General features: G+C 65.1%; 3 protein-coding genes and 1 pseudogene. 3 read left to right on the forward strand and 1 reads right to left on the reverse strand.

Features of this window, described 5'->3' with window-relative positions:
- The coding region (locus JCM25156_RS15035) for an enoyl-CoA hydratase/isomerase family protein (RefSeq protein ID WP_025813723.1) at positions 1–398 on the reverse strand (398 nt) is incomplete at its 3' end.
- A 125-nt stretch (positions 399–523) separates the two neighbouring features.
- Here JCM25156_RS15035 and JCM25156_RS15040 point away from each other — a divergent pair.
- The 3 genes and pseudogenes from JCM25156_RS15040 to JCM25156_RS25005 all read left to right on the forward strand — a co-directional run bounded on the left by JCM25156_RS15040 (position 524) and on the right by JCM25156_RS25005 (position 1,883).
- Positions 524–1,015, forward strand: coding sequence for a flavin reductase (locus JCM25156_RS15040; RefSeq protein WP_025813725.1), 492 nt, complete (start codon positions 524–526; stop codon positions 1,013–1,015).
- A 170-nt stretch (positions 1,016–1,185) separates the two neighbouring features.
- Positions 1,186–1,326 carry a hypothetical protein gene (locus JCM25156_RS30040; protein ID WP_183480179.1) on the forward strand — a complete coding sequence of 47 codons (141 nt, stop codon included), beginning with the start codon at positions 1,186–1,188 and terminating at the stop codon, positions 1,324–1,326.
- Between the two features lie 57 nt (positions 1,327–1,383).
- Positions 1,384–1,883: pseudogene (locus tag JCM25156_RS25005) on the forward strand (transcriptional repressor).
- The last annotated feature ends 95 nt before the right edge of the window (positions 1,884–1,978 follow it).

A 1,978-nucleotide genomic window follows, 5' to 3' on the forward strand; every position in this document is an offset into this window, starting at 1 on the left:
CAGGCGCGCCCGGTCACGATCCGGTGGCGCACATGCCCGCCCAGCCCGATGCCGCCACCCATGGCGATTCCATCCATGAAGGAGACGACCGGCTTGGGGTACCCCGCCAGAAGCGACGCCAGCCGGTAGCTGCTGCGGAAGGGGGCCACCGCGCCCGCGAAGTCATCATGTTCCAGCCGGGCGCGGATGGCGCGGATGTCACCCCCCGCGCAGAAGGCCCTGGGGCTGGCGCTGTCCAGCAGCACGGTCTCGATGGTGGGGTCATGCCGCCAGTCATGCAGGCAGGCGCTTATGCGGGTTATCATGTCCATGTTCAGGGCATTGAGCGCGCGGGGGCGATCGAGCGTGATGCGCCCCAGCCTGCCAGCCTGGCTTATGTGGATCAGTTCAGGCTCCATATGGTGGTTCCTCGTGCGGTTTACTGTGTTCAACCGGTGCAGAATGCGCTACCCCGGCAACCGTCCGGCGTCACGGCTGCGTGCGGACCAGACTGGCATGCAACAGCGACTGAGGCACGATGACCATGGGAGTTGACGCCCTTACCTTCCGTAACGCCATGGCGCGGCTTGGCGCGGCGGTGAATGTTGTGACGACCGGAACGCTGGATGACCCGGCGGGCTTCACGGCCTCCGCCGTCTGTTCGGTCACGGATACGCCGCCCACCGTTCTGGTCTGCCTCAACCGCAATTCCCGCATGCGGGACCGTTTCCGGGTGGATGCGGCCATGTGCATCAACGTGCTCGCGGCCGGGCAGAAGGACATATCGGGCGTGTTCGCCAGCTCCCTTGAGCAGGCGGAGCGCTTCCGTTCCGGCCACTGGGATACGCTGACCACGGGCGCGCCCGTGCTGGAGGAGGCGGTGCTGTCGCTTGACTGCCGCATCGAACGCATTGTGGAGGTGGGCACCCACAGCGTCATGTTCGGCGCGGTGGAAAGCGTGCGCAACGGCGGCGCGCGCGGTGGGCTGGTCTATTTCAACCGCACCTATCACATGCTTCCCCATACGGAGGAATAAGCCGCCTGTTTCCGGTTGGCGGCTGTTTGAAAACAGCCTCACCGGAAACTTCCCTGCGATCTGCGGCATGTCCTGAAGGCAGGCTTTTCGAGCGGTCTCTTAAGGAAAAATCCAGTTTTCTGCTTCATCAGGGGCGGGAAGGATCAATCTGATGGGAAGACAGGCATACGATGGGCAAGACACCTGACAGGAAACGCATGCACGCGGGCAGGGTTCCCGTCTTGACGTTGCACCGGCTGATCTGGATACATGCCGGGCTTGCCCTTTTCGTGGTATTGATGGCCATGTGGGTGGATTACCTGCCGGACTGACCCCTGCCCGCCGCTGGCTGGACGGGTCTCTGGCGACCGGACACAGGAGCACCAGCAGTGGCCCGCACGACCCAGATGGCCCCAGCCGGCCCGCCCGAAGGGATGGACGACGCGCTGCTCGATCAGGCCGCTGCCCTGTGCCACGAACGCGCGGTGCGGCTGACGGATATGCGCAGGCTGGTGCTTGGCCTGGTCCTGGCGGCGGACCGCCCGCTGGGGGCCTATGAACTGCTGGAACGGATTCGCGTAAGCCGGGGCCGGCCGGTGGCCCCGCCCACGGTGTACCGGGCGCTGGACTTCCTGCTTGAACAGGGGCTGATCCACAAGATCGAGCGTCTCTCCGCTTTCGTGGGGTGCCGTCATATGCTGGAATCAGCCATGCCTGCCACAGCCATGTCCATGCGGCGCAGTTCCTGATCTGCACCCGGTGCGGGCGCGTGACGGAACTTGATGACGCCCATATTCTCCACGCATTGCTGGAAGTCACGCAGGCGCGCGGTTTTTCGGTCAGGCAGACCACGATCGAGGCCGAAGGCATATGCGCCACCTGCGCCTGAGCGGGCGGCGGGGGTTTACCGGCTTGGATGGGGCAGGGGCATGGCGCAACGGCGAAAAGGCAGGGGGACGGAATTGCCGTTCGCACCCATGGCCC

Source organism: Komagataeibacter kakiaceti JCM 25156 (assembly GCF_000613305.1).